At 42.3% G+C, this 19,209-nt stretch carries 20 protein-coding genes; 7 read left to right on the forward strand and 13 right to left on the reverse strand.

Annotation, left to right across the window (positions count from 1 at the left end; translation table 11 throughout):
- Positions 1–15 precede the first annotated feature (15 nt).
- From MLE17_RS04545 to MLE17_RS04565, 5 genes are read left to right on the forward strand one after another with little or no spacing between them, the layout of a single operon-like run.
- Positions 16–1,005 (forward strand): glycosyltransferase, encoded by a 990-nt coding sequence (locus MLE17_RS04545; RefSeq protein ID WP_243347467.1) that lies wholly within the window; start codon positions 16–18, stop codon positions 1,003–1,005.
- On the forward strand, positions 1,002–2,435 hold the full coding sequence (locus MLE17_RS04550; protein ID WP_243347470.1) for a lipopolysaccharide biosynthesis protein: 1,434 nt from the start codon (positions 1,002–1,004) through the stop codon (positions 2,433–2,435). The genes MLE17_RS04545 and MLE17_RS04550 overlap by 4 nt, the downstream gene beginning before the upstream one ends.
- A 3-nt stretch (positions 2,436–2,438) precedes the next feature.
- Positions 2,439–3,461: an acyltransferase family protein gene (locus MLE17_RS04555; RefSeq protein ID WP_243347472.1), complete on the forward strand. Its 1,023-nt coding sequence runs from the start codon at positions 2,439–2,441 to the stop codon at positions 3,459–3,461.
- 6 nt (positions 3,462–3,467) lie between these two features.
- Positions 3,468–4,391: an FkbM family methyltransferase gene (locus MLE17_RS04560; protein WP_243347474.1), complete on the forward strand. Its 924-nt coding sequence runs from the start codon at positions 3,468–3,470 to the stop codon at positions 4,389–4,391.
- Between the two features lie 6 nt (positions 4,392–4,397).
- The gene (locus MLE17_RS04565; RefSeq protein ID WP_243347476.1) at positions 4,398–5,153 is read left to right on the forward strand and encodes a glycosyltransferase family 2 protein; all 756 of its coding nucleotides are present in this window, start codon (positions 4,398–4,400) and stop codon (positions 5,151–5,153) included.
- A gap of 204 nt (positions 5,154–5,357) precedes the next feature.
- Here MLE17_RS04565 and MLE17_RS04570 read toward each other — a convergent pair whose 3' ends face one another.
- From MLE17_RS04570 to MLE17_RS04625, 12 genes are all read right to left on the reverse strand, one after another.
- Positions 5,358–6,224: an alpha-1,2-fucosyltransferase gene (locus MLE17_RS04570; RefSeq protein ID WP_243347477.1), complete on the reverse strand. Its 867-nt coding sequence runs from the start codon at positions 6,222–6,224 to the stop codon at positions 5,358–5,360.
- Positions 6,225–7,292: a LamG domain-containing protein gene (locus tag MLE17_RS04575; protein WP_243347479.1), complete on the reverse strand. Its 1,068-nt coding sequence runs from the start codon at positions 7,290–7,292 to the stop codon at positions 6,225–6,227.
- A gap of 11 nt (positions 7,293–7,303) precedes the next feature.
- Positions 7,304–7,822, reverse strand: coding sequence for a T9SS type A sorting domain-containing protein (locus MLE17_RS04580; protein WP_243347481.1), 519 nt, complete (start codon positions 7,820–7,822; stop codon positions 7,304–7,306).
- Between the two features lie 94 nt (positions 7,823–7,916).
- Positions 7,917–8,597 carry a cytidylyltransferase domain-containing protein gene (locus MLE17_RS04585; protein WP_243347483.1) on the reverse strand — a complete coding sequence of 227 codons (681 nt, stop codon included), beginning with the start codon at positions 8,595–8,597 and terminating at the stop codon, positions 7,917–7,919.
- Between the two features lie 31 nt (positions 8,598–8,628).
- On the reverse strand, positions 8,629–9,699 hold the full coding sequence (locus MLE17_RS04590) for a nucleotidyltransferase family protein (RefSeq protein WP_243347484.1): 1,071 nt from the start codon (positions 9,697–9,699) through the stop codon (positions 8,629–8,631).
- A complete protein-coding gene (gene neuC / locus MLE17_RS04595; RefSeq protein WP_243347485.1) occupies positions 9,689–10,846 on the reverse strand; it encodes a UDP-N-acetylglucosamine 2-epimerase in 1,158 nt (385 codons plus the stop codon). Before neuC ends, MLE17_RS04590 begins: the two co-directional genes overlap by 11 nt.
- Positions 10,843–11,847, reverse strand: a complete 1,005-nt coding sequence (gene neuB / locus MLE17_RS04600) for an N-acetylneuraminate synthase (protein ID WP_243347488.1) — start codon at positions 11,845–11,847, stop codon at positions 10,843–10,845. The genes neuC and neuB overlap by 4 nt, the downstream gene beginning before the upstream one ends.
- Positions 11,844–12,164 (reverse strand): HAD family hydrolase, encoded by a 321-nt coding sequence (locus tag MLE17_RS04605; RefSeq protein ID WP_243347489.1) that lies wholly within the window; start codon positions 12,162–12,164, stop codon positions 11,844–11,846. Before MLE17_RS04605 ends, neuB begins: the two co-directional genes overlap by 4 nt.
- Positions 12,148–13,110 (reverse strand): ATP-grasp domain-containing protein, encoded by a 963-nt coding sequence (locus MLE17_RS04610; protein WP_243347491.1) that lies wholly within the window; start codon positions 13,108–13,110, stop codon positions 12,148–12,150. The genes MLE17_RS04605 and MLE17_RS04610 overlap by 17 nt, the downstream gene beginning before the upstream one ends.
- Positions 13,107–14,246, reverse strand: a complete 1,140-nt coding sequence (locus MLE17_RS04615; protein ID WP_243347497.1) for a LegC family aminotransferase — start codon at positions 14,244–14,246, stop codon at positions 13,107–13,109. Before MLE17_RS04615 ends, MLE17_RS04610 begins: the two co-directional genes overlap by 4 nt.
- Entirely contained in the window at positions 14,239–15,222 is a 984-nt protein-coding gene (locus tag MLE17_RS04620; protein ID WP_243347499.1) for an NAD-dependent 4,6-dehydratase LegB, read from the reverse strand. Before MLE17_RS04620 ends, MLE17_RS04615 begins: the two co-directional genes overlap by 8 nt.
- 6 nt (positions 15,223–15,228) lie before the next feature.
- A complete protein-coding gene (locus tag MLE17_RS04625) occupies positions 15,229–16,074 on the reverse strand; it encodes a hypothetical protein (protein ID WP_243347501.1) in 846 nt (281 codons plus the stop codon).
- Between the two features lie 164 nt (positions 16,075–16,238).
- Between MLE17_RS04625 and MLE17_RS04630 the strand changes: the two genes are divergently transcribed.
- A complete protein-coding gene (locus MLE17_RS04630; protein WP_243347502.1) occupies positions 16,239–17,513 on the forward strand; it encodes a glycosyltransferase family 4 protein in 1,275 nt (424 codons plus the stop codon).
- Positions 17,510–18,268, forward strand: a complete 759-nt coding sequence (locus tag MLE17_RS04635; RefSeq protein WP_243347504.1) for a glycosyltransferase family 2 protein — start codon at positions 17,510–17,512, stop codon at positions 18,266–18,268. The genes MLE17_RS04630 and MLE17_RS04635 overlap by 4 nt, the downstream gene beginning before the upstream one ends.
- Positions 18,269–18,365: 97 nt before the next feature.
- Here MLE17_RS04635 and MLE17_RS04640 read toward each other — a convergent pair whose 3' ends face one another.
- Positions 18,366–19,139: a radical SAM protein gene (locus MLE17_RS04640; protein ID WP_243347513.1), complete on the reverse strand. Its 774-nt coding sequence runs from the start codon at positions 19,137–19,139 to the stop codon at positions 18,366–18,368.
- Between the last annotated feature and the right edge of the window lie 70 nt (positions 19,140–19,209).

The following is a 19,209-nucleotide window of genomic DNA, read 5'->3' on the forward strand; positions in this document are numbered from 1 at the left end:
TCAAAACAACAATCTATGGGGAAAGAGATGCCGGTACTCAGCGTGCTGATGGTGACCTACAATCGCGAGCAATACATCGATACAGCGCTCAAAAGCGTTTTGCGACAAAAGACCTCCTTTCCCTTTGAAATCATTATCTGTGAAGATTGCAGTACGGACGGGACGTTAGCCATTTGCGAGAAATATGCAATGGCTTATCCCGATATTATCCGTTTGTTGGTCAATGAAAAAAACCTCGGGTATCAGCGAAACAACCTGAAATGCCTCTCGGCTGCCCGCGGAAAATATATCGCCGTGTGCGACCCTGATGACTACTGGATTTGCAAGGATAAATTGCAGATCCAGTATGATATCATGGAAAAGAATCCTCAATATTCGCTTTGCTTCCACCGCGTGTTGAATTACTACGAAAACGACGGAAGCAAGAGTCTCTCCAACGGTACTGAACGTAAGGGAACTTATACTCAGCTCGATTTATCCAAAAAGAACTTTATCGCCAACGTCTCCTGCTTTTTCAGGAACAACTACTTTGAGTTACCTGAAGGAATCGAACAGGTGGTGAGCGTCGATTATGTCTTCAGTATGCTGTCTGCTTCGAAAGGCGACCTCTATTATATTCCGAAGGTGATGGCGCTTTACCGCAAAAGTGAAAGTAGTATCTTCGTAGGTAAAGACCGAAGTAAGGCATTATTAATGTCACTCAATGTAAGGAAGTTTATCATCAACCTTTTTCCTGAAAATAAAGAGGTAGTGGATAATCTGAAGATGGCATCTGCCGCTATTCTTTATAACCTGTGGAAACTCCATAAAAGCGAAAACGAAACTCAGAAAGCTGATGAAGTCTGGCGTGAACTGGCCTCTGAATATCCGGTGTGGATACAACAGCGACTAATTTCCAGTGAATCCATCGCGATAAAACCATTATTGAAGGCTCAGGTTTTCAGATTACTATCGTTGATTCGCAAACAACTATCCAAATTTTACCCACTACCCATCATTCGATGACAGAACATTCTCTTAAACGAAAATCAGCTATTGCTATAGCCTGGAATTTCTTCGATAAAGTTGGCTCTCAACTTATATTTATCGTAATCGGACTTGTTGTTACACGTATTCTTTCCCAAAAGGAATACGGATTAATAGGATTGCTTGGGATTTTCATTGCTTTATCGAGTGCTCTCATTGACAGCGGGTTTGTCTCCGCTTTGATCCGGAAGAAGGATGCATCCGAACTGGATTATAATACGGTATTCTACTTCAATATCGGAGTGAGTTCATTCTTGTACGCGGTATTGTTTTGTTGTGCGCCGCTGATTGCCAATTTCTATAATCAACCGCAACTGGTCATACTAGCCCGGGTTGTTTTCCTTTCATTGATTATTAACTCCCTGGGGCTTGTGCAAGGGGCTCAGATGACTAAGAATGTTCGATTTAAGCAGTTGTCTGTGATCAATCTAACATCGCTGCTGCTGTCGAGTATTTTATCGCTAATTTTTGCAGTTAAAGGGCTTGGTGTATGGGCTTTGGTTGTGCAATCGGTTGGGAATGCGACTTTCCGTGTATCGTTGTTATGGGTTGTAAGTAAATGGCGTCCTTCCCGACTATTTAGTTTTGAAGCTTTGAAGGCGCAGTTGAAATATGGCATGGAGATGTCGGCTGCCAGCTTGTTGACCAACCTGTTTCAGTTCCTGTACGGACAGTTGATCGGTCGTTTTTTCCCGCTTACTGTTATGGGAAATTATACACAGGCGAGTAAGTACAGTGACATGCCCACAAGCATCCTTTCTACGACTCTAAGCAATAGTATGTTTCCCATTTACAGCCAGATCAAGGATGACCCTGAACGGTTGAAACGCGCTTTTCAGAAAACCATCCGTTTGACTTCTTTTCTGGCTTTTCCATTATTGTTTGGATTAGCTATTGTGGGTCCTGGTGTACTTGAGTTGTTGATTTCAAAAAAATGGGAAGGGGCTTTTGTCTATTTTCAGCTTCTATGTCTGGCTGGAATTCCGACGATTTTCATTAATTCTAATCAGTATTTCGTGATGATTGGGGAACGTGTGACCGAATTCATCTATATTGAAATTACAAAGATTGTAATTTTGCTTATAGTCTTCTTTTCTACTGTTCAATATGGTATTATGGCTTCCATTATCGGACTGGTTTGTATGCGATATATTATTTACCTGTTTAACGTTATCATTCTGGGGAATAAAGCCAAATACAAGTGGTACGAACAATGGCGGGATATGGCTCCGTATGTTTTTCTGTCATTGGTAATGGTTGGCATTATGTATGGACTGAAGTTTGTTATTGCACAAAAATTGCTACTTCTTATCGTTCAGATTTTTATCGGAGCGGCATTTTACCTGGGCATCAATAAAATCCTCAAGTCGAAGATACTGGACGATGTAATTGCACTATTCCGTAAGTAAGATATGAAACAGCGAAATGAACTGATTGATGTAATCAAGGGTTTTGCCATTCTGCTGGTGGTGTTGGGGCATGCGGTGCAGTATAACGTGAAGGCTTTCGATCAGCATATTCTTTTCAGGGTGATTTACTCCTTTCACATGCCGTTGTTTATGTTTATCAGCGGGTTCGTGGCGTGTGGCACTTTTGATGGAAGCTTTCAGGTCCTTCGCAAACGTTTTAACTCTCTTATCATTCCCTTCTTTTCCTGGCTGGCCATCACTGATTTGTTGGGGTTGCTTTTTAACTACCTTCATTATCAGGATCCTATTATCTCGTATCATTCGCCAATTGCTGTGATACTTTCACCCAGCAATGGCGGTCTTTGGTTTCTCTGGATTCTGTTCCAAAACTACCTTATTTTGTTTCTGGCACTCCGGATTAAGTTTATACGGGAAGAATGGTGCATCTTGTTGCTGGGGATTTTAATCTTTGTTTTGTCCGAATATTTCCGTAAAATTCCGGTTATTCATGGCTTAAGAAATTCCGGATGGTATCTGATTTTCTTTTCGCTAGGATATATGTTGAACCGATATAAAGAACAGACATTGCCATTCCTACGGAAAACATTTCCTTTGATTCTTTTATTATTTGTATTGACTGTATCTGTTTGGTACAGGGCAAAGACACCGAAAGTAATATTCTCCTTTCCTCTATATCTTCGAAGCTATATCTATTACATCTATCTGTTTCTTGTGCCAATAACAGGGGTATTCTCCGTGTGGTTTATACTTGAAAAGATGATACAAATTAAGCTGCTGAAACTATTGTTTTCTCAACTTGGAGTGATTTCCCTGGCCATTTATGCCATTCATTATTACTTTATTTCGTTGGGAATAGCTATTTTCCAGTTTCATGTTGATCTGAAAATCTATATTGTTTCTATATTTGCGCTCACGGCTGCAATTTTCACGCAAAAGCTCCTTGCAAAGAGCAAACTGCTTGCGTTTTTGTTGCTTGGACGTAAATTAGCCAAATCGAACCATTAAACACACATGGACAAAATATTATTTATCAAAAAGAAAATTGAGAGCCTGGCCTTTAAAGCAAAAACCCTGGGTTTCGGATATATGTGCGATGACTCGTTGAATTCATTGCGACGCAAAATGAATCTTTACTTTGCTCTTTTTCCAAAAGAGAAAGAAAAATATAAGGCCGAGTTAGATTTTATCAATGCTCCCGGACAAAAGCGTGTCAGCTATTCGACGGTATTTCCTTATTCCTTTTCTGAAAAATATGACTATAATCAGGTTGAAGTCTTCAAAGACCAGGAGTTGAATCTTTTTTATGTGATCCATAATGGAAAGAAACTCTATTTCAACCACAATTTCAAAAACGAAACAGCCGTAAAGTATAACTATGCTTTCCTGATGGCTGAGCAAGACAAGGAGTCAACCCATTGTTATCTGGATGATACTTTTCAGATTAAAGAAGGGGATGTAATACTTGATATCGGGGCAGCTGAAGGCAACTTTTCGCTGGATGCAGTGGAAAAGGCAAAGGAGATCTATATCTTCGAAGCGAATGAGGCATGGAAAGAGGCTCTGGAAGCGACTTTCGCCCCCTGGAAGGACAAAGTGCATATTTACTATAAGTTCGTTTCCAATATCGACAATGAACAATGTCTCCGGATTGATACCTTATTGAAGGAGAAGCCGGTTGATTTTATGAAAATCGATGTGGAAGGAGCCGAAACAATGATTCTCGAAGGAGCCGAAGAAACTATTAGAAATAATAAAGCCTTGAAGCTGGCGATCTGTACTTACCATCAACAGAAGGATGTGGACTTTCTTTCCTCTCTATTGCATCAAATGAATTTCTCAACCTGCCTTTCGGACGGTTATATGCTATTCATTTACCGGAAACTGGCTCCGCCTTATTTCCGGAAAGGACTTATTCGTGCAACAAAAAAACAATAAGAGATTATGATATCAATCTGTATTCCCGTCTATGAAATGAAAGGCAAAGGAGTGGAGCATCTCAAGCAGCTCCTCGACAGCCTTTGCAATCAGAGTTACCGCCGGTTTGAAGTGGTCATATCAGATGACAGTAAGAGTAATGAAATCAAGAATTTTCTTGATGCGGCAGACTACAAACTCGATATCCATTACCTGAAAAATGAGTCAGATCAAAAATCGGCCTCCGCTAATATCAACAATGCAATTCGTCACGCGAAACACCCGATTATCAAACCAATCTTTCAGGATGACTGGATCATTAATGACAGGATGCTGGCTAAAATCATGGGAGCGAAGGGTAAATGGGGAGCTATGGGATGGAAACAATCGGATAAACCGAAAGAGCATTTGCCCAAATGGACCAAAAACATCCTGATTGGTGTCAACAAGATCGGTTGTCCAACCGGTATTTTCTTCGAAAAACGGGATGATCTGCTCTTTGACGAGAATCTGGTCAACCTGATGGATGTGGATCTCTACTACCGCTTGTATCAGGCCTATGGTGTCCCTTATTACATCAACGAAGCCTGTTTTGTGTCACGCGTGTGGGACGGATCGGTTTCAAAAACTCAGGTGAATTCAGATTTGCACTATAACGAACTCCGTTATCTGGAGGAAAAGTTCAACCGGAATGATCTGGTCAAGAAGTTTGACCAGCGGGTAAGGCTATTGAAGATCAGGAAGACGTTGGTGGACATCAAACGAGCTATATTCCGGGCGTAATTTGGGAGATTTCATCCGGGACGAACCTTGTCCCAAGTCGGACAGCTTTCGTCCCAGGTAGGACAAGACCTGTCCCAGTTAGGACGAACGTCGTCCCAAGTAGGACGGAGTCTGTCCCAAGTAGGACAATAGTTGTCCCAGATAGGACAAGGCTTGTCCCAAGTAGGACGGACTTCGTCCCAGTTGGGACAACCCTTGTCCCGGCTATTTCTTAAGGATATGATACAGGTCTCGCTTCGCCTTGCGGAGAATGGCGAATGTTTGAAGATAAACCGGCATACGGTTTGGCACTTTTATCCATCCCTCCGGAATCAGGTCCGAAGCATCCATATTCTTTGTGGAAATACCAAACCAGGGATCCGGAACGAGCACTTTTTTTTCCAGATTGGGATTCAACCAGGCTCCCCACCAGCTGAAGGAACTGTTGCTGATGATATTATTCTTGCATAGCGATTGCAGGTAAAGGTCCACCACGGCTGACTCATTTTCGGCAAAATAGAAATTCTCTCCTTTGAACTGCTTTTTACACCACTCTATATCGTTGCTGACCAACAAAAATGGCTTCTTTTTACCAATCATACGGATGGCCCGACGAAAATAACCCATCGAACAAATGGGATGCACATCGATATTCTTCAAATAATCCCCCCGCCGTATGTGGATGGAAGTAACATCCTGAGCGAGAATCTTGCCGTATTTGTCCAAAATATATTTCTTCGTCTTTTCATCAATGGCAAATAGCTCCCTGACTAATTGCTTATCAAAATACTTTTCAGACTGGAAATAACCCGAAATACTCATCTCCGGTTGGTAGGGAATAGGCTCGTAATTGAACTGCTTTTCAGAATAAGTAACTTCCTGCGTAATCCGTTCTTCCCGAACTTCTACTTTTCGAAGTATCGTTTTTTGCAGATTTCTCAATTCTGATAGCGAGGTGCTTAATCCCGGATCGTTTGCTTTGTCGGGCACAGAAACGCAAAAGGCGTCACCTTTGGCTTTTGCCAATGATGCGCCTGCTGCGATTTGAAAAAGATTATTGCCGAGTCGGCCTTTGAGGTGGATGTGGAGCATTTATTTTGTGTACAAATATTTGAGTTCAAATGAAGATAATGCTTTGTTGTAAATCCGAACATCATCTATTGCTCCACTATAAAATCCTCGTTCATTAGAATAACAACCAATGTTTAACGGTACTGAACATTGCTCTACGTCAACCTTGCCGATGTATGTTTCATTGATAAGAACCTTATCTACGTAGATTTTTACTGTTCCAGTACTTTTATTATAAACAGACACCAGATTATGCCACTTATTATCGTAGTATTTAGCCGCAGTGGGGTATTCTGCCAAGACATAACCATCATTTGTATTGAAAACGTATGATCTAATGCCGGCTCCCATTCCGTAACTATTGGCGAGGGCTACCTGAAAAGATCTTTGATATACTGTGCCATTTCTGGACACAAGCATTCCAAGACTTGTTCCATCTTTTACAACATCGGGATCAGATGTTTTGAACCATAATGCAATTGAAAATGAGTTTTGTATATTCAAATTAGGAGCACTTTCTGTAGTGATATAATTGCTAGATCCATTAAATAAATAGGCGCTATTGCTATTGCCGAGTCTGTCGAAGCATAAGGTTGCTCCTTTAACTACACCTGTGTTTAGATTTCCACTTTCATCATTTGCATTTCCATTAAATGGGTAATAGGCTACTAACCCTGTAATATCGGGAGTTAATTCAATATGAAGAGTGTCTTTCCTGTATTTCAGTAGATCTGAGAGGGAATATTGTTTAGTATAACCTACAAATCCCTCTTTTGTGATAGAAAGTGTATAAGTTGTATCCAAAGAAGTGATTGTAATAAGGTTGTCTTGAGAGGTCAGGTTGTTGATGATTCCATTAATACTGACAGATGCAGATGTATGAGCATTTGTTTCAAGATTTTCATCAAATGCAGTAACAGCAATATTTATATTAAATGGAACCGGGCTTGAAAACTTCACACTATCGATGTTGCTTATTGCTATTTTGGAAATGATCCCCGATTTTTGATAAACATACATTGTGTCCTGTGCTTTTCCAAGGCATAATGAAAGTAATATAGCATTAACTATAAGGAATAATTTTCTCATGACTTCAGATTTTATAGTTTTTGGAATTTAGATGTGAGTGAAAGAGTGCCGGAAGATAATATGCAAATATAGGTGCCCAGTGGAAGGGAGGAAAGATTTACCTTAAATTCTGATGTTTGAGAATTGTTCAAACTCTTTGATAGTTTGAGCTTTCCATCGATGGTGTAGATCTCAATCGTAAACGTTTCTGATTGAATGCTGTTTAATTGCACAGTTAATTCATCAATAACGGGATTTGGGTATAAGGAGAGACGAGGATTCTCGCTTTTGATAGAGAGGTAACCAGATGTTTTCTGAATATCTGCAAAATTGATGTATTGGATACTGTTCAGATTATACTTCTCGTTTGCACCTGAGTTTTTACCAATAATTAATTGTCCCTGATCAAATGTGAGTTTGGATATACTAGGCAATGAAGTAGAGGTAAGCGTTCCGTTTTTCTCTTTGACATTCAAAGACTGAGCCTGTAAGCCCTGAATAGAAAGAGAAAGGACAAACAATGAGAATGTACTTGCCAGATTAAGTTTCATAGTATGTTATGTTTAAATCTATGTAAAGATAAAAACAATACACACACTCTAATTAACTACGATTGATTTAATATATGTGTTTAACTTTAATAAACTATTGATTGTTGATAAGGAATTCCGCAAACTTCCAATCCAAAGGGGTGTCAAGGTCAATACCCAATGAACGATCCATAACGTATTTTTTGATTTTAGTGAAGGACGAAAGTGGTTTGCCATGAAGCGAATTTACATTCATCACGTAAATAGCCCCGTTATATTCATACACTGTCGGGCAATCTTGGCGGCAAACATAGTTGCTTTCTTTTGAGCGTCTTAAAAAGCCATTCTCATTTTCTTCAAATAAAGTATAATAAGGATTGGCCGGAGATTCCGACACCGAAACAACCATGTCCAATGAGGATTCGTAAAGCTCAATCGCCTCTCTAACGTGCTGTGCCGTACGGAACGGAGAAGTGGGTTGCAACAGCACAACCGCATCATAATTTATCCCCTGCTGTTTGTAAAAATCAATCGCATGAAGAATCACCTCATAACTTCCACTGGTGTCTGTAGCTAGTTCATCAGGACGTTTAAATGGCACTTTTAAGCCAACGCTTTCCACAACCTTAATGATATCATCATCATCCGTCGTGACACAAATATCTGCATCATCAGCCAATTCCCGAGCCACTTCTACAGAATAGAGAATCAGTGGTTTTCCATTGAGCGGTTTGATATTTTTATGGGGAATCCCTTTAGAGCCTCCACGGGCAGGAATAAGGTAAAGAATCTTCATTGGTGATATTAGGTAATTGAACTGATTGAAATTACTGTTTCAGGTACTTGATAAACTCCCTGGCTTTCGCGTAATCTTCATGTTTACCAATGTCAATCCAATATCCGACTATAGGGAAGGTTGTTACCTTTTTGCCCTGATTAGCCAGCAACTCTATTAAATCGGGTGCGTCAAATGGTCTGTCAACCGGAATAAGGTTGATAACAGAGCGTTTCATCAGGTAGATGCCCGCATTCGAATAGTAGGTATAGGTTGGTTTTTCTTTCAACGAAACTACCCGTTCCCCTTCTACTTCCATCACGGCATAAGGAACGCTTACATTGTAGGGAATGGCGGCTACAGCCATTTCGGCATCTGACTCGATGAAGTGAAGGTAAAATTCCTCAAAGTCAATATTGGTAAATAAATCGGAGTTCATGACCAATACTGTCTCATTTGAATAGTGGTCCAGATGACGAACAGCACCCATTGTTCCCAGTGGTTGGTTTTCCTCAAAATAGGAAATAGAAAGTCCTTTGCTGGCTCCATCTCCGAAATGGTCAACAATTTGTTGCCCTAAATAGCGAATGGTAATACTGATATTTTCGATGCCGAACTGAGCCAACCGGTCTATATTGTGTTCGATAATCGGTTTACAGCCAAGGGGCAATAATGGTTTGGGGACTGTGTCGGTCAGAGGGCTCAGGCGTTGACCGCGTCCGCCCGCCATGATGACGGCATCCACAGGCAAAGCGGAGTGATTATCTTTCAGATTAAATATCTTTTCAATACGCCCTGCATTGTCCAGATAAGGCACCAGTGAGAGTCTTTTATTGCGGGCTCTCTTTATCGCAGAGATGGAGTAATTATCAGCATTGAAAGAAAAAAAGTTACGATGACAAATCCGGGTGACCGGTTCTTCCAAAGAAGCTCCCGCAATCAATCCGCGACGAATATCACCATCGGTTACCGTTCCCAGCAACACCCGGTTTTCATCAATCACCAGAAGCGTGAGAATATCGGAAGAAAGCTCATTGAGTCGCACTAATGCGTCTTTGATCGAAGCCGATTTATCAATCAGGTATTTAGCGTATTTCTCCATCGAATGCGATTTACAGGTCATAAAAATGTTTGATTACAATATCATTCAAATCGGCATTTTTCAATACCTGAAGAATATGTGTTACCGTATCAGGGGTATGATAAGGATTGGTGGTATTAGCAGCCTTTTGTTTAAAATCCTCAGAGAGGGACTGCTGGATTGCAGCTTCAATATCAGTAGTAAGTGGCGCACAATTTATGGTGCTTTCTGCCTGGATGCGTCCTTTCTGACGAATGCCGATATTAACCGTCGGGATTTTAAAACTTGGCACCTCTACTATCCCACTTGATGAATTGCCTATGACCACATCTACCACCTTAAGTGCAGAGAAATATCGCTTCTGTCCTAACGAAGGAATAGAGGTTGACCGGTGTTTGTTCTTCTCTACAAAATCATGAATCATCTGAATCAGAACACGACCGTCAGTATCAGAATTGGGATAGGTAAAGAGACAATTCAGTTCAGGCAGATTATTCAATGCCTGAAGCAGATTGGCAAACTGTTTGGCAGAGTTTGTATTGCAATCCAGAGTTACCGGATGAAAGGTGATTAATGCCGATGGTTGATTCAGTTTTAATCCGACAGAATCTTCCAGCTCTTCCTTTGACATCAACTCCACGTAACGAATGCTATCCACCCCCATTGCGCCCACATTAAATACGGTCGATGGTTGTTCCCCCATCTGGATGACACGTTTGCGGTACTCTTCCGTGGCGGTAAAATGCAGGTGGCTCATCTTGGTAATAGCATTGCGAATGGCATCGTCATATGCACCTTCAGTAATTTCTCCACCTGATATATGTGCTACCGGAATACGATATAATAACGCTGTTGTCACTGCTGCCAGAATTTCGTAGCGGTCACCGAGTACGACAAGCAAATCAGGCTTTAGTTCCTCATAAGCATCGGCGAAACCAATTGTTCCCAGCCCCACCGATTTACAGGTTGCATTTGCTGTATCAGACGAAAGCAGCATTTCCACCTTGCGGTTGATTGTAAATCCGTCAGCCAGAATCTCCTTGTAGGTAGAGCCAAACTCCGGAGAGAGGTGCATGTTGGTAGCTATTACTTGCAATTCCAGGGTTGCATCTTCCTGAATGGCATACATCAGGCGCTTCAGGATTCCGTATTCAGCACGGGTTCCGGTGACAACACAGATTTTTCTCATAGTTCTATCAATTCGTCTTCGGAAAAGTCTCGTTTTGCTTTTTGTCCGATTACTTCGTTCCAACGCATAGGAGAGACACCGTTGCCGGGACGTTTTACAATCAGATTTTCTTCAGTGAAAGTTTCACCGGCTTTAATTTCGCGTGCTGCCAAAATACTTTTCCGGGCCACAATCATATTTTTTCGTTCTGAATCAGTCACATGTTTATTTGCACTTCCAAGGGCAGCTTCAATGTGGCGGATTGAATCTATCATTGCTTTTAGCTCATCCGGTTCAAGAGACGCTTTGTGGTCAGGACCTTCCATCGTATTGTCGAGAGTGAAATGTTTCTCGATTACGATAGCACCTAATGCGACAGCCGCGACAGGAACTTCAATCCCATTAGTATGGTCAGAGTATCCAACTTTGACGTTCAGCTCTTTGCCAATGGTCTGCATGGCACGAAGGTTCACATCGCCATAAGGAGTCGGGTATTCGGTATTGCAATGAAGAATTATGATTTCATCTCGTTTGGCTCCGGCTTCTACCAACACATCGATTGCAGCTGAAATCTCGTCTAGTTCTGACATTCCACAAGACATAATAACGGGTTTGCCAAACTGACCAATCTTTTTCAGATAGGGATAATTGGTAATTTCGCCTGAAGGAATCTTGAAGTAGTCCATATCCAGCTCAGCCAAAACATCAATAGAAACCATGTCAAACGGAGTGGAAAGGAATTTGATTCCAACCTCCTCGCAATAAGCTTTTAATGGTTTGTATTTATCTACGGTCAGGTGAATGGCTCGCGCCATCTCCAGTTGAGACTCGGCTTCATCAGTGGTGTTGAGTTGGTATTCTGCCTTTGGAGCAAATTTCGACATAACCAGTTCAGGAATGGCCGTCTGAAACTTAACGTAATCAGCGCCCGCTTCTTTAGCGGCAACGACCATTTTTTTTGCCAATTCATAATCGCCATTGTGATTGACTCCGGCTTCTGCTATGATAATAACGCGATTCATGATTTCTTTTTTTCAATAAAGTTAGATACAATCTCGTCCCAGTTGTTGTTGAAACGTACAGCACGATCGTCAATCCAAAGGTCTCCCACCGGTTTACCCATCATCAGCTGGTGGTATTTTACCCCGTGTTGCTGCAGCCAGGCTGTAGTCATCTCAAACTCCATCCAGGTACGGGCGGTATATATGATAATGGTGTGTCCCTGATCGTACAGGCGGTTTACATTTTCCACCGACCCGTCTTTGGGTTTGGCGAGACAACGGCTATATGTCCGTTCTTCGGTACAGATTGTTCCGTCTAAATCAATGATTATCTGCATAAAAAATTACTTCTTTGAAATATCTTGTCATCAGGACATTTGATTTCCAATCTGTAATCGGAGTGGCTTTTTGTCCTGAAATCTCTTCTAATAATGTTTTTGTTGTATCGGCTCCAGCTGCAAAACTGGTAATCACAGCACCACCATAGCGGGGATTGATCTCCATGAAATAGGTTTCTCCGGTCTGTCTGTTACGGATAAACTGAATGGTGACAGGGCCTTCCAATGCTCCGGTTTGAAGGAGCTGATGAGCCAGAGATTCTATTTTCTCATCGTGGATGGTTTTGGAACGGACAGCCTCGCCGCCGCTTTGTTCCAGTCTTATCCGTGGAACGATGCTGATAATCTCCTTTTCCTTTGAGACGTAGCAATCAACCGTAAACTCTTCTCCCTTTTCCACATATTGTTGAAGCAGGTAATTATTCAGGTCATATTTGCCGGTAAAGCTCTCAAAGGCTTCTTTGTCCTGAATCACAACAATACCTTTGGAAGCAGAGCCGGTTTTTGGTTTTGCAATCAGAGGAAAAAATAACTCTTTTTCCGGATGACAAGTGCGGGGAATAGGCAGATTGAGTGATTCAAACCATTCCGCAGCCAGACTTTTATCAAACATAATCCGGCAAATATCCAGATTACTTACTGGGATAAATACATCGGGTAGAAGCTCTTTCAGCTCCCTGGCCACAGCGATAGCCGGGTCAACAAATGGAAGTACCAGGTTAATCTGCTTTTCGCGAATGGTTTCCGTTAAATGGGGTATTAACTGGCTATCCTTCCAGCGCAATCCGATGATAATCTCGGCCATAACAGCCAGAGGTACCTCTTTTTCCAGTTCATAAGAGTAAAGGTTGAATTCGTATCCCCGGGCTTCAGCCGAACGCTTCAGGTATTCTGCAAAAGAGACACGTTTTGCTCCTCCGATAAAAAGTACGTTCAATGCTTTCATAAACGGACAGAGCTTGGTATGTTTACGACCCTTTCTTCCAACCAGATGGCATTCTCCAGATTGTCAGTCTGGCAATGGCTAAACATAGGCAGGCGGTTCATTAGTCGCCAGATGGGGCGTGTCATTACTCCGTTGTTATTGGTTTGAGTCAGGAATTTATCACGTTCCTCAGCATTGCCAAGGATAACAGCGTTCAGCCAGTAATTTGAATCAGAGTGTTCCGGTTGTTGCAGGAACTGAATTCCGGCAGCTCCAAAAAAGTAGCTGTATTTTTCCGCCAAATCTTTTTTCTTTTCCAGAAACATTGGCAGGTTTTCCATCTGGGCGCAACCTAATGCTGCATTGAGATTGGGCATGCGGTAGTTGTAACCGATTTCATCGTGTACAAATTCCCAACGGTGAGGTACTTTCGCCTGAGTGGTAAGGTGTTTGGCGTGAAGTCCCGTTTCTATGTCCCTGAAAAGCAACATGCCGCCACCACCAGTCGTAATAGTTTTATTTCCATTAAAACTCAATACACCAATCTCTCCGATAGTTCCGGTGTGTTGGCCTTTATAGAATGATCCCAGACTTTCGGCAGCATCTTCGATCAAAGCCAATCCGTATTCATCACAAATGGCCTTCAGCTCATCCATACGGACTGCATGACCAAAGGTGTGCATCGGTACAACGGCTTTTATTTTCCGCCCGGATATTTTATTGTAGACATGACCCTCTTTCTTTTCGGTTTTAGTAGAGAGAAATTCCTTCAAGGCCTTGGGTGATAGTCCCAGTGTATCGCGGTCAACGTCCAGAAAAACAGGCTCAGCACCACAATAGCTGATCGCATTTGCAGTGGCAATGAAAGTCAAAGGCTGCGTAATCACTTCGTCTCCTGCTTTCACATCTGACAGCACTAATGCCAGATGTAGAGCATTAGTTCCGTTTACGCAGGCTACAGCTTTGGCGCATCCGGTATATTCTTCCACCATTTGTTCGAAACGGTCCACAAATTTGCCGACACTTGACACGAAAGTGGAATCCACACACTCGTTGAGGTATTTCTTTTCGTTGCCAACAAAGCGCGGTTCGTGCAATCCCACAAAATCAGGATTACCGTAAAGCTCTTTGATATATTCGATTACGCGATTATACATTGTAAATATCTGCTTTATATTTTGCCAGATTTTCAGGATTAAGGAACCATTCGAGAGTCTCCTTCAGTCCACTTTCTATATCGTATTTTGGTTCAAATCCGGTTAAGGCTTTGATCTTGGTATTGTCTCCCCATAGGCGGAAAACCTCCGAGTTTTTCGGGCGAAGTCGTTGTGTATCTTCTACGAAAGTAACGTCAGCATTCATCAGTTTTGCTATCAGATGAAGTGTGTCCCGCATTGAAATCTCAAAGTTGCTCGCAATGTTTATCTCTTTGCCTATCGTCTCGTCACATTTAGCCAGTGCAATAAATCCCTGACAGGTGTCTTTGACAAAATTGAAATCGCGGGTCGGACTCAGATCGCCTAATTTGATTTCGCGTTTACCATTGGCAATTTGGGAAATGATTGTCGGGATAATGGCGCGGGCAGACTGGCGCGGACCATACGTGTTAAATGGGCGCACAATCGTAACCGGAAGCTGGAAAGCATTGAAGAAACTCATTGCAATCGCATCTGCCCCGATTTTTGATGCTGAGTAAGGAGATTGCGGCTGTTTGGGGTGTTCTTCGTTTATGGGTACGTATTGAGCCGTACCGTAGACTTCAGATGTCGATGTAACCAGTACCCGACGTACTCCGTTTTCTTTTGCAGCCTGGCAAATATTCAGAGTCCCTTTAATATTGGTGTCAACATAACAGTCGGGAGCCACATATGAGTACGGAATGGCAATTAAGGCTGCCAAATGGAAGATGGTATCCACATCTTTGGCTATCATTTTGCAAAAATGAGGATCACGTACATCTCCAGTTACTACCTCCAGATTGGGATGTTTCAGGCCATTCAGCCAACCCCAGTCGTTAAACGAATTGTAGTAAGCCAAAGCTCTTACACGGCAACCCTCTGCCAGTAATGCTTCCGTCAGATGCGAACCGATAAAGCCATCGGCACCGGTCACCAAAACCAATTTTTCCTGCATATTGAGTTAAATCTTTTTTCTTTCAAAGGCATCGATGAATGAGCCTTCTGTGATATTGTATATTTTCTTGTTTATTGAACGGCTAAAAGCTTCCACAACATGATAGGAACGAAAGGCAACCACCATACTTTCCAGAATTTCATCCAGACGTTTGGTAAAATAGTGACGTTGAGGTTCTTTTTCGTTGGAGTAGAAATGCTTTAAATCTTCATATACACGATTTTCGTCGTCCACAGCCACTTGTCTGGGCCATGAATGGTCGGCGCCTGCGACATATATCGTATTGTATTTCATCCGTAATGCCTGCATGATTGCCGGAATCAGCACATTACGCGGACGGGGCATCCCTAATCCGCTTTTGTAAATGGGATATGCTAACCAGCTGAATCCTTCTACCGGGGTAATGTTTACATAAGCAATCCGGATAAGATTGTTGTTGTCCAGATGTTTTCGCCAATTATTATGCTTCTTCGCTTTTACCGGAAGAAATAGCAATAATGGCCATTTAACCTTAGTGGCCAAATTGGCAAACAGGCGCACACAGTACTCTTCATTGGTAAAAAAAGCGGGGTCGACTGCTACGTAAATATTCGGTTGGATTTGTTCAAAGTAACCGGAGGTAACGGCGAAGTTGACCGCCAGCAGGTCTTTGTTTTGAAGAAAACCGGACTTTTTATTGATCGTGTTCAACAACGAAGGGCCATTTCCCAGAATGACAATTTCAGTGTTTGAAGAAAAATCAGATGGTGGATTTTGCACAGGACGGGAGAACAAAACAACTTTCACCAAACTGAGTGAAGATTGAACGCTTTTATTTGCAAATCCCTGTAATTTATCCCAAAATGAATTCATCTGATTATTAGCCTATATTTCTGCAAAAATAGCCAAAGTTATTCAGGGGAAATACACCCTTTCTCAATTATTTGCGCTTTTGGCCTGACAATTTGCATCAGGAGATACCTGGTTTGTATTATTGTTTTCATTTTCATATTATCTTTGCTTTTAAAAGATTTTAAATGAAACTCCTCCTGATCAATACCTCAGAGCAAAAAGGCGGTGCAGCAGTAGCCTGCAAACGGTTAATGAAAGCGCTTTCCGGAGCTGGCGTGGAAGTAAAAATGCTGGTGCGGGATAAAACAACCGACAATGAGCAGGTGATTTCTGTCAACCGCGGCGGTGCAACTCAAAAGCTTAACTTTCTGCGGTTTGCATGGGAGCGGTTTGTTATCTTCTATTCCAATCATTTCAATAAAGAAAATCTTTTCGCTGTTTCTATAGCCAATACCGGAATTCCAATCACAGACCACCCAGCTGTTAAAGATGCGGATATTCTTCATTTACATTGGATCAATCAGGGGTTTCTCTCCACTTCCGAAATAGAAAAACTGGCTAAACTAGGAAAGCCCATCGTCTGGACTATGCATGATATGTGGCCGGCAACAGCCATTTGCCATCATTCAAGAGAATGCAATAATTACCAGACCGAATGTAAGAATTGCTTTTTCCTGAAAGCGCCCGGCGATAAGGATTTGGCAAATAGTATCTTCAAAAAGAAAAAGAGCGTTTGGGAAAAAGCCGGGATTCATTTCGTAACCTGTAGTCGTTGGCTGGAAAAGCGCACCATTGTAAGCGCCCTGGTGGATAAAACGAAAGTCAGGGCAATCCCCAATCCTCTGGATATCGATTTTTACAAAAATAATGACTGTCGTGCAGCCAGAGAGCGGTTTGGCTTGCCGTTAAATAAAAAGCTTATACTTTACGGTGCGGCCAATGTAACCGATAAACGTAAAGGAATTGACTATTACCTCGATGCGTGCCGGTTGTTATCGCAAAAGTATGCCGAAACATCCGGCGAACTGGAACTTGTTTTTCTGGGTCAGGTGAAAGAGAATATTGACGGGTTATTCCCGTTTCCTATCCATCAGGTCGGCTATCTGAGCGATGATACAGCCATCCGGGATTTGTACAATGCCGTTGACCTTTTTGTGATACCGTCGTTGGAAGAGAATTTGCCGAATACGATCATGGAATCTCTTTCATGCAGCACTCCATGCGTGGGTTTTGAGATCGGCGGCATCCCGGAGATGATTGATCATCAGAAAAATGGTTATCTGGCTAAATATAAATCTGCTGATGATTTAGCCGCAGGAATTCACTGGTGCCTTTGGGAGGCAGATTATGGAAAACTGGCCGATAATGCGCGTCAGAAAGTGATTGATTGTTATTCTGAAGACGCTGTGGCAAAATCATATATTGGACTTTACAACCAAATTTTAACCGATAATAAATGAGACCTCTGTTTTCGATTATAACGGTGACATTCAACGCGGAAGCGTTTGTCGAGAAGACTATCCTGAGTGTATTGGGGCAAACCTATCCCGATATAGAATATATCCTGATTGACGGGGCTTCGACTGATGGAACGATGGAGATCGTGAAGAAATACAAGGATCATCCGCATTTTGTATGGAAAAGTGAACCTGATAATGGCCTGTACGATGCAATGAATAAGGCCATGAAGCTGGCAACCGGTGATTACATTTGGTTTATTAATGCAGGAGACACCTTGCACTCATTAACGACAGTTGAGCAGTTGGCAGAATCGATTCCAGGGAAATTACTCCCGGATGTCATTTATGGAGAAACTGCGATTATAGATGAAACCGGAAAGAAACTCGGAATGCGCAGGTTGAAGACGCCTGAGCGTCTGACCTGGAAAAGTTTCCGGATGGGAATGTTAGTCTGTCATCAATCCTTTATGGTACGACCTAATCTGGCGCCTGAGTTTGACCTGACTTATTCCCGGTCGTCTGATTTTGACTGGTGCGTAAACTGCCTAAAGGGCGCAGATGATATTTACAATTCACACATGATTCTTTCCAACTTCCTGCAAGGAGGGATGTCAACGACACAGCGAAAAGAGTCGTTGAAAGAGCGTTTTCAGATTATGAAAAAGCACTACGGTATTGTTCCCGTTACTTTACTCCATCTCTGGTTTGCTATCCGTTTCTATTTTGCGAAAATGGCCAGGGGGCAGGTGGACTAATTGAGCATTACATAGCTATATAAAAAGAGAAAAGAACAAGGACGCTGAATGAGCAAGTCTTTGTTCTTTTCTCTTTTATTTTTCCTCCACACAAGCATTATCCGGAAACCACCACTGAAAAACCTTCAGCCCGAAGCTTGTCAGCAATATGCTCCATCTCCTTGACTGATACTTTGTGCAATGATTTCTCCGGAGTATCACGATCCAGCGAATAGACCATAATCTGTTTAGGATTGATTTCTTTGATGACTTTGATATAGGCCTTCACCTCTTCTTCGGTAGTGTTATCAACTTCTTGCCCTTTGTGCATTCCGCGCAGGAACATCGTTTGGATAATCAGTTTCCCTTCAAACTTTTTCAACTCTTCCACCAGACTCTTAACCGTAAAGTTTTGTTGTACCGGACGATCAACCAATTTTACAGTCGCGTCAATAGCCGAATCAAGTTTAAGGATGTTGTTGTCGATCTTTTTAAGAGCTTCGAAGACTTCCGGCTTGCGGACTGTAGTCGAATTGGACAAAACGCTGATCTTGGCATTGGGGAAATAGAGGTCGCGAAGTTCAATAGTGTCATCGACCACACCGGCAAATTCTGGATGAAGCGTAGGCTCCCCATTGCCGGCAAAGGTGATAACATCCGGCGCTTCACCGGCTTCCAGCATGGCGCGGAGCTTGATGTTGAGCTCGCGTCTGACCTGCTCCCTTCTGGGTAGGGCACTGCCGCTGCCTTGATCGTTGTAGCCACATTCGCAGTAGATGCAATCGAAGGTGCAGACTTTGCCATCGGTTGGCAAAAGGTTGATTCCTAATGAGACTCCCAGCCTGCGGCTTTTTACCGGGCCGAATATGATTTGGTGAAACAGAAAAGTCATACGCGTATTATTTAAACGGAAAAACGCAAAGATAGAAGTTTTGTTCTTCAGCTCTTTGCGTCTTTACCGT

Source organism: Parabacteroides sp. FAFU027 (assembly GCF_022808675.1).
Taxonomy (GTDB): Bacteria; Bacteroidota; Bacteroidia; order Bacteroidales; family UBA7332; genus CAXXIC01.

Bases quoted from the DNA above. Each gene is read 5' to 3' on its own strand.
- MLE17_RS04545 (WP_243347467.1), top strand. From the start codon at position 16: ATGGGGAAAGAGATGCCGGTACTCAGCGTGCTGATGGTGACCTACAAT.
- MLE17_RS04550 (WP_243347470.1), top strand. From the start codon at position 1,002: ATGACAGAACATTCTCTTAAACGAAAATCAGCTATTGCTATAGCCTGG.
- MLE17_RS04555 (WP_243347472.1), top strand. From the start codon at position 2,439: ATGAAACAGCGAAATGAACTGATTGATGTAATCAAGGGTTTTGCCATT.
- MLE17_RS04560 (WP_243347474.1), top strand. From the start codon at position 3,468: ATGGACAAAATATTATTTATCAAAAAGAAAATTGAGAGCCTGGCCTTT.
- MLE17_RS04565 (WP_243347476.1), top strand. From the start codon at position 4,398: ATGATATCAATCTGTATTCCCGTCTATGAAATGAAAGGCAAAGGAGTG.
- MLE17_RS04570 (WP_243347477.1), bottom strand. From the start codon at position 6,224: ATGCTCCACATCCACCTCAAAGGCCGACTCGGCAATAATCTTTTTCAA.
- MLE17_RS04575 (WP_243347479.1), bottom strand. From the start codon at position 7,292: ATGAGAAAATTATTCCTTATAGTTAATGCTATATTACTTTCATTATGC.
- MLE17_RS04580 (WP_243347481.1), bottom strand. From the start codon at position 7,822: ATGAAACTTAATCTGGCAAGTACATTCTCATTGTTTGTCCTTTCTCTT.
- MLE17_RS04585 (WP_243347483.1), bottom strand. From the start codon at position 8,597: ATGAAGATTCTTTACCTTATTCCTGCCCGTGGAGGCTCTAAAGGGATT.
- MLE17_RS04590 (WP_243347484.1), bottom strand. From the start codon at position 9,699: ATGACCTGTAAATCGCATTCGATGGAGAAATACGCTAAATACCTGATT.
- neuC (WP_243347485.1), bottom strand. From the start codon at position 10,846: ATGAGAAAAATCTGTGTTGTCACCGGAACCCGTGCTGAATACGGAATC.
- neuB (WP_243347488.1), bottom strand. From the start codon at position 11,847: ATGAATCGCGTTATTATCATAGCAGAAGCCGGAGTCAATCACAATGGC.
- MLE17_RS04605 (WP_243347489.1), bottom strand. From the start codon at position 12,164: ATGCAGATAATCATTGATTTAGACGGAACAATCTGTACCGAAGAACGG.
- MLE17_RS04610 (WP_243347491.1), bottom strand. From the start codon at position 13,110: ATGAAAGCATTGAACGTACTTTTTATCGGAGGAGCAAAACGTGTCTCT.
- MLE17_RS04615 (WP_243347497.1), bottom strand. From the start codon at position 14,246: ATGTATAATCGCGTAATCGAATATATCAAAGAGCTTTACGGTAATCCT.
- MLE17_RS04620 (WP_243347499.1), bottom strand. From the start codon at position 15,222: ATGCAGGAAAAATTGGTTTTGGTGACCGGTGCCGATGGCTTTATCGGT.
- MLE17_RS04625 (WP_243347501.1), bottom strand. From the start codon at position 16,074: ATGAATTCATTTTGGGATAAATTACAGGGATTTGCAAATAAAAGCGTT.
- MLE17_RS04630 (WP_243347502.1), top strand. From the start codon at position 16,239: ATGAAACTCCTCCTGATCAATACCTCAGAGCAAAAAGGCGGTGCAGCA.
- MLE17_RS04635 (WP_243347504.1), top strand. From the start codon at position 17,510: ATGAGACCTCTGTTTTCGATTATAACGGTGACATTCAACGCGGAAGCG.
- MLE17_RS04640 (WP_243347513.1), bottom strand. From the start codon at position 19,139: ATGACTTTTCTGTTTCACCAAATCATATTCGGCCCGGTAAAAAGCCGC.